The sequence below is a fragment of the Cupriavidus sp. 8B genome (genome assembly GCF_054589115.1).
Genome location: NZ_BAAILO010000039.1, coordinates 44,146 through 51,189, shown reverse-complemented (window position 1 = coordinate 51,189; position 7,044 = coordinate 44,146). Strand labels below are relative to the sequence as shown.

Here is a 7,044-nt window from a genome sequence, read left to right as displayed (position 1 = left end):
CGCTCCTCAGGCTGAAGTTGTTGGTACGAAGTTCTGCTTTGCATCTGAACACCTTACCCGAAGCAAGGTGTTGCACTTCAGATTTGAGGCCGCCCAGAGAAGGCGTTTTTCGTGGTTGTGGAATACCTCGAAGGCGTTGGCGGCTGAGCCGGGCACGGTCAGAATTAGGCATCGTCTGGCCATGGTCATTGCTCTTCGACAGATGTACTGATGCCCCACAGGCGGAACAGCGGCTCGAATTCCGCCAGGTCGAGCAGCCCCATGCAGGCGCGGGCGCCGCGAAAGGGTGGCGCGCCAGCAAGTATTTTGCGAGTGACCAGCAATGCCGCCATGCAGGGCACCTCGGCCCCGTTCTTGTGTGGTGCGGTCAGGTGCCATACAGACTGGCCCGGTGTCCCGTCGGGGCGCACGCCGCTCACGCTGACCCGCATGCCCCCGTTTTCGCTGCCGAACCGGTCCAGCAGCATCGTTGACATGCGGTCGAGCAGCCGCGCGCCGCGCACAAGTGGAACGGTCAGGCCGTACCGGCGTAGTGCGCCGGCAAGCCACAGCATCGCATGCTGGATTCGCAGTTCGAGCGCAGCATGAAATTCTACGGTCCGCACGGATGGGTACCGCTGTGGAAATAGCGCGAGATCAGGGACATCGCAAGCGGCAGCCAAGCGCTTACCCAGACCGGGGAACATCATGGTGCGCAGATCCTGCCAGCCATATGCCTCCCGCCATGCACCATCTTCCCACCTCGCGATGGGGGCGCCGGCGTAGCTGAATACAGCTTTGAGTGTGGCTACGCCCCTGGGCGCCTGCTGGCCCGGCGCAATCGCCACGCTGATGCAATCCACCAGGGAGAAGCCTGCCGAAAGCTTGTCCACGACTGCGCTGGATAGTGCGGGCACGCTGCTCGCGCCGCTGACGGCGCAGATTCCGGAGCTGCGTGCGCAGATGTCCAGATGCTTTGCGAAGCCGGCGACAAAGTCGCGGCCATCGGAAAGGTCGACGTAGTGCGCGCCGAGCGCGCATGCGGCTTCAGCAACGCGGTAGTCCTGCCCCTGGAACGGTCCGGCACAATGGACAACCAACTCCGGTCGCAGCTCAGCAAGGTCCGTCCGGAAATTGGGTGAGAGGATGTCTAGCGTGGCAGTGCGGACGCCCTGCGTCCACGACGGCTTGCACCATGAACCCTCGCTGCGTCGCGTGGCGATGATCTCATGCCCGACGTCTGCCGCGAGGCTTCTGCAGATTCGCGCCCCAAAATTGCCTGTGCCGCCGAGTACCACGATCCTCATCTTTGCTCCTCCATCTGCTGCTTGATCCGCACCGCAAGCGCCGGGATGATCTTGGCGGTGCTGTTCATGGCCCCGCCAGTGTGGGCTTGGTCACCATCAGGAAGTACACGGCAATCATCGAGGCGAAGGCCGGGTATCCGAGCCACTCCCACCGCCGCGCGCAACGCCAGTAGCGCCGTGGCAGCGTACTCCGGCCGGCGGCCAGGGCTAGGGCAGCCATGTCGGCCATAAGAAGCTGAAGCCTACGACGGGCAGCCAGCAGTGCGTGGATTTGCGCCACGGTCCGGTTCACGCCCAAACGGGTACCCATTTCTCCCCAGTGGAGAATGAAGCGTTCGGAGATGGGTGTGAGTTCCATGGCTAGAAGCCTAGGTTCTTCAGTTATTTCTGTCAAAACAGAAATAACTGAAGAATGGTAGCTTGACCGCCAGCCTGGGCTAGCCTGCAAGGTGGCATGCGATCGCGGCGAGCGGCACAAAGGCCGATGGCGCGACGAGAGTGATTGGCGTGTGAACGTCGGCTGCCTACTGCGGACCGGCCGTTTGAGCGGCTGGGGGCGCACGCCAGCGAACGGCCGATACTGGCCGATCTCAGCCGTCCGCCTGCATTGATGCCCACTCTGCGCCCGTCCTTCGCACCGCCATGTAAGGGCCTATTCTTTTGCCAGCCGGGCAAACATAAAAATGGAGCCTCGCGGGCTCCATTCGTTCAGCAGGTCAGTACGCTTTACAGCGCGGCGTCCTTGAGCTTCTTGAGCGGCCGAACCTTGACCTTGACGGTTGCCGGCTTGGCTGCGAACCACTGGTCTTCGCCGGTAAACGGGTTCTTGCCGAAGCGCTTCTTGGTCGCCGGGACCTGGGTGGCCACCACCTTGAACAGGCCGGGGAGGGTGAACTCGCCTGCGCCCTTCTTGTGCACCGCGCTCAGGACCGTGTTTTCCAGATGAGCCAACACGGTCTTCACGGTCTTGGCATCCAGCTCGGTCTTTGCGACCAGGTGGGCGAGCAGGCTGGACTTGTTGAATTTTTCCGCCAGTGGCTTGGCGACCGGTGCAGCTGCTGCTGCGGTCTTCTTGGCCGGTGCCGCCTTCTTGGCCGGTGCTACCTTTTTGGCCACAGGCGTGGCGTTCTTCGCGACTGGTTTAGTTTTGGTTGCCATATGGACGGGTACTCGTTGTCGATTAAGTGAGGCGCCAGCGTGCCGGCGGCATTGGCGCTGGGTGGAGGATAGCAAAATCTAGGCAAACTGTGACCAACCGTCGTGTTTTCAACACGGCTGCAGTGTTCGATCGCGCGCCGACGCCTATTCGATCTTGGCGGCGATTCGGTCACAGGTCCTTGAGCCGATCAAGCCCATCAGCTTGCTGACATCCTCGCTCGAGCGTCGAGCGAGCAGCTGGCGTCGGCAGGATGTATTTCGCAGGATCCGGGGGCTCATATCGTCCGCCTCGAAATCAATCATCGCGAGCGCTGCGCGCACGATACTTCCCAAGCTCATTTCCGCGATCGGAATTCCGCTAGGCTTGAGCGAGAACACCAGATCCCCGGAGTGGGGCAGGGAGGAACGGTGTTCGAGCCATGCCGAAAGGATGGGCACGGCGAACGAGTCCAGATGCACGGTGCGGGTGACACCTGCGCCATGCGCAGGAACACGCAGATAGGGCGGCACGGCCGCGGGGTGCAGGCCGGCCACCTGGGCAGCTCGGTCCTCTGCGACAGTGACGCCAGTGCCTAGAAAAAAGGCGACGATGGCGCGGCTGCAGAGCGTTGGCAGATCGTCGCCGGCGCGCGGCTGCACATGGGCCTGCAGGTATCGGCGTCTTCCGGGAGGAAGATTGGCAGAGGGTCGTCTTTTGGCCATTGGCCATGGCGTACCAGTTTCTCGGCAGGGTTGCCTTCTCGCACACCGATGGCCACCGGGTGGCGGCACAGCTTGTCGAGCAATTTCAGGTAACGCATGTGGGTGGCAGCACTGTAGCTGCTGGCCTCCGGCGCCTGCCAGAAGGCTTCGATGTGGTCGGAGCCGAAGGTGACCAGGGTCCGCGACCAGGTGCCGTCGGAAGCGTTCGAACATCGCCTCGTGCTGGACAATGGAGCGCGCGGAGAACGGGCGCCGGTCCGCGCCGGCGGCCTCGCGGGCCTGCCAGTCGGCATAGGTACGGGTCGGATTAGTTAGTCAGCGGCGGTTGATTCGGTCCATTCAAGAAGTTATATACTGAAAATCTTCCTTCGCAACCACCTACCGCCTCTTCGAGGCGGATACTGCTCGCAACATGACCGGGGTAGCGCGGATGTCCGGATGGGGGCGCCGTTTGCAAATGTTACAGTTGACGGGCAAAATTTCTGAGAGATACGGGACTGCAGGTTTGCAACCCACGCGGTCACCGGCGTGCAAGAGGATTTGCGTCCGTGCCTTGGATGGCGTCTGTCGCGAATTATCCAGCCGTGCGGTCCGTGCCGCCGCGTGCCGATGAACCAAGCGGACGGAATAGCTCCGTATGACGGATCCTATTGAGATGACGCCAAACGAAGCGCCCGCAAAGACTCCGTACGACACCATCCTGCGGCTGGGCGGTCTCAGTGCTGGCAATACACCGCGACTTACGCGGGCCGCCGGGTCGGTTTCCGCGTTGTCGACCACATGAACTTTGGAAATTGCTGGCTGCTACGGAATCTGGAGACCGTCGACCTCGTCCGGGATCACGTCCTGTCCGATATCGTTGCCGGCGAATCGCCCCAGTGAGCACCTGCGGGTGAACGTCCGCGCCACCAGTTGAGGACCCTTTCACTCTCGATCAATATCTGCGGCTACCGCCCGCAACGCGAGGAGGTAGCTCTGAATACCGAAGCCGCAGATCTGCCCCCGAACAATTTCCGCGAACATGGAGTGGTGACGGAACGTCTCTCGGGCGTGGATGTTGGACATGTGCAATTCGACGACCGGGCAGGTGAGTATAGCCAGCGCATCGCGAATCCCGTAGCTGTAGTGTGTCCAGGCGCCGGCGTTGATCAGAACGGCGTCTTGGCCTTCTTCGAATGCACGATGGATGCGTTCGCACATCGCCGCTTCGCTGTTCGTCTGGAAGGACTCAATCTGTACACCCAGCTCGCTGCCCAGAGCCTGCAACTGTGTATTGATCTCGTCCAGCGTGATCGTCCCATATTGCGACGGGTCTCGCTTGCCGAACATGTTGTGATTGATGCCGTGGAGCATCAGGACCTTTCTCATTTATGTCTCCGCTGCGGGTTCAATCGAGTGGCACCGTGAGGCGGTCGATGACGGCCCGTGTCTCAGGGCGCACGCCACGCCACCAGGCGAAGGCTTCCGCCGCCTGCTCCACCAGCATGCCGACGCCGTCCGCGACACTCGCCACGGGAGCATTGCGTGCGAGCCGCAGGAAGGGCGTCAACCGCTTGCCATAGGCAAGTTCATATGCCGTGCCCTCCGGGCTGAAGACGCCTGGGGGCACGGGCGGCAGGTCGCCAGTGAGACTGGCCGACGTGGCGTTGACCACAAGGTCGAAGCGTCCCATCGCCTCGAGATCGCCATAGCCGCAGGCGAGCAGCGGACCGCGCCCGCCGGCTTGCGCGACCAGTGCCTGGCCCTTGGCGATGTCTCTGTTAGCGATGACCAGTTCAGCGGGCCGCGCTGCGAGGAAGGGCAGCAATGCGCCACGCACCGCTCCACCCGCACCGAGCACGAGCACGCGCTTGCCGGCTATCGACAAGCCCAGATTGACCTCGATATCGCGCACCAGTCCGAGCCCATCGAAGTTCTCGGCCACAATCCGCCCGTCTTCAAATCGCAGGGCATTGGCGGCGCCGGCGAGTTTGGCGCGCTCACTCTGTTCATCCGCCATCGCGAACGCCTTCAGCTTGAACGGCGCTGTCACGTTCATTCCCTTGCCGCCCGCGGCGGCGAAAGCACGCACTGTCACGGCAAAGGCGTCCTGCGGCTCCAGGGGACCCTCGATGGCCGTATAAGACATGTCCTGCTGCGTCTCCCGCGCAAAGAGACCGTGGATCAAAGGAGATTTCGTGTGTCCGATCGGGTTGCCGATCACTGCGTACTGGTCAGTCATCATGGCCTCACTTTGAATACAGAACGCCATCGGTCTGCATGGCATCGATTTCGGCCGGGTCGAAGCCCAGCGACTGCGCCACTTCCGCGTTGTGCTGACCGAGGTCCGGCGCTACCTCGCGGATCGTTGTGTCGCAATCCGAGAAGCGAAACGGCAGGTTGGGCAAACGCAGCGTCCCATAGCGCGGGTGATGCTGTTCGACCACCATGCCCCGCGCGATGATCTGTGGATCGGCGAGCACTTCGTCAATGCGCTGCACCTTGGCGCAAGGCACGTCGATGCCATCCAGCAGTTCCAGCACCTGCGCGACCGGTCGGCCGGCCACCCATGGATTCACAACCGACAGGATCTCCACGCGATGAGTATTGCGCCCCGTCAGGTCGTGGAAACGCGTGTCGGCGCCAAAGCCAGCGGGCCCTCCGTGCGCTTCGACCAGCGCGGCGAAGCGTTTCCAGGCGTCGTCCACCTGCGCCGCGATCACCAGGTCACCATCGGCGGCACGGAATACGCCATATAGCGTCGACGTGGGCATGTCGTGACCCGTCTGCTCAGGCAGCACACCTTGCATCGTGTAGCACTGCACGGCGTACTCGTGCATCGACACCAGCGTGTCGTAGAGCGCCATGTCGATGTGCTGGCCGCGCCCACTCTTCACGCGACCGTGCAGTGCGGCGTTGATGGCCGCCACCGCGTGAATGCCCGTGTACATGTCGCCCAGCGAGATGCGCATGAGCGGCGGTGGCTCGCCGGGCTCGCCGATCATCTGCATGATGCCGCTCTTCGCTTCGGCAATCAGCCCGAAGCCTGCGCGGTGCGCATCCGGCCCGGTATGGCCGTAAGCCGAGATCGAGCAGTAGACGAGGCGCGGATTGCGCGCCGACAACTCGGCATAGCCCAGCCCCAGCTTGTCCAGCGCGCCCGGCCGATAGTTCTCGACGAACACGTCCGCCGAGTCGCACAAGCGCTGTATGAAGTCCTTGCCGCGTGGATCCTTCATGTTGACGCTGACGCCGCGCTTGCCCATGTTGAGCTGCAGGAAGTAGCCGCTTTGCTGGTCGTCGAGCACGGTCGCATGCTGGCGCCCTGCGTCGCCGCTGCCTGGGCGTTCGACCTTGATGACTTCGGCGCCGAGCGCCGCGAGGCAGCGCCCTACGTACGGGCCGGCCAGGAAGTGGCTGTAGTCGACGACGCGAATACCTTCGAGAGGACGGTCCTGCATCACTTTGCTCCCGGCCGGCGCGGCACCATCAGGCGATGCTCGCCACGCTGGACGACCTTGCCGTCCTGATTGACCAGCTCGGACGGCAGTACAACGATGCCCCAGTCCGGTCGGCTCTTGCTCGCCCGCATGGCACCCACGCGGAATTTCACTTGCAGCACGTCATTGACCTTGATTGGCAAGAGGAAGTCCCATGTCCAGCCCAGCGACATGCCCGGCAGGAAGCGGTAGTCGCTCTGCGTCTTGAGGCCATCGGCGATCGACAACCCGAACAGGCCGTGCGCCACGATTGAGCCAAAGTGGCTGGCATTGGCATACTCTTCGTCGACGTGTACCGGCGTGTGGTCACCCGTTAGGTCGGCGTAGGCCAGAATGCGCTCTTTGGTGACTGTGTAAGCGGCGCTCACGCACTCGTCGCCTTCGCGGGCGTCGTCCCAATATTTTTCAAAGATCGTCAT

9 protein-coding genes are annotated in these 7,044 nt (G+C 62.7%); 1 reads left to right on the top strand and 8 read right to left on the bottom strand.

Annotation, left to right across the window (positions count from 1 at the left end; genetic code table 11):
• Window positions 1-211 (top strand): hypothetical protein (locus tag ACYP5B_RS04395; RefSeq protein WP_459568693.1); only part of this gene is annotated, 211 nt, incomplete at its 5' end.
• Here the strand turns inward: ACYP5B_RS04395 and ACYP5B_RS04390 are convergent.
• The 8 genes from ACYP5B_RS04390 to ACYP5B_RS04355 all read right to left on the bottom strand — a co-directional run bounded on the left by ACYP5B_RS04390 (window position 186) and on the right by ACYP5B_RS04355 (window position 7,044).
• On the bottom strand, window positions 186-1,277 hold the full coding sequence (locus tag ACYP5B_RS04390; protein WP_459568692.1) for a saccharopine dehydrogenase family protein: 1,092 nt from the start codon (window positions 1,275-1,277) through the stop codon (window positions 186-188). The genes ACYP5B_RS04395 and ACYP5B_RS04390 overlap by 26 nt on opposite strands.
• A 73-nt stretch (window positions 1,278-1,350) precedes the next feature.
• Window positions 1,351-1,644: a DUF2269 family protein gene (locus ACYP5B_RS04385; protein ID WP_459568691.1), complete on the bottom strand. Its 294-nt coding sequence runs from the start codon at window positions 1,642-1,644 to the stop codon at window positions 1,351-1,353.
• Between the two features lie 368 nt (window positions 1,645-2,012).
• Entirely contained in the window at window positions 2,013-2,444 is a 432-nt protein-coding gene (locus ACYP5B_RS04380) for an HU family DNA-binding protein (RefSeq protein ID WP_459568690.1), read from the bottom strand.
• Window positions 2,445-2,588: 144 nt separating this feature from the next.
• Window positions 2,589-3,083: a site-specific integrase gene (locus ACYP5B_RS04375; RefSeq protein ID WP_459568689.1), complete on the bottom strand. Its 495-nt coding sequence runs from the start codon at window positions 3,081-3,083 to the stop codon at window positions 2,589-2,591.
• Between the two features lie 987 nt (window positions 3,084-4,070).
• Window positions 4,071-4,514, bottom strand: coding sequence for a type II 3-dehydroquinate dehydratase (gene aroQ, locus ACYP5B_RS04370; RefSeq protein ID WP_459568688.1), 444 nt, complete (start codon window positions 4,512-4,514; stop codon window positions 4,071-4,073).
• Between the two features lie 19 nt (window positions 4,515-4,533).
• The gene (gene aroE / locus ACYP5B_RS04365; protein WP_459568696.1) at window positions 4,534-5,367 is read right to left on the bottom strand and encodes a shikimate dehydrogenase; all 834 of its coding nucleotides are present in this window, start codon (window positions 5,365-5,367) and stop codon (window positions 4,534-4,536) included.
• A gap of 7 nt (window positions 5,368-5,374) precedes the next feature.
• Window positions 5,375-6,586 (bottom strand): CaiB/BaiF CoA transferase family protein, encoded by a 1,212-nt coding sequence (locus ACYP5B_RS04360; protein WP_459568687.1) that lies wholly within the window; start codon window positions 6,584-6,586, stop codon window positions 5,375-5,377.
• Window positions 6,586-7,044, bottom strand: a complete 459-nt coding sequence (locus ACYP5B_RS04355; protein ID WP_459568686.1) for a MaoC family dehydratase — start codon at window positions 7,042-7,044, stop codon at window positions 6,586-6,588. The genes ACYP5B_RS04360 and ACYP5B_RS04355 overlap by 1 nt, the downstream gene beginning before the upstream one ends.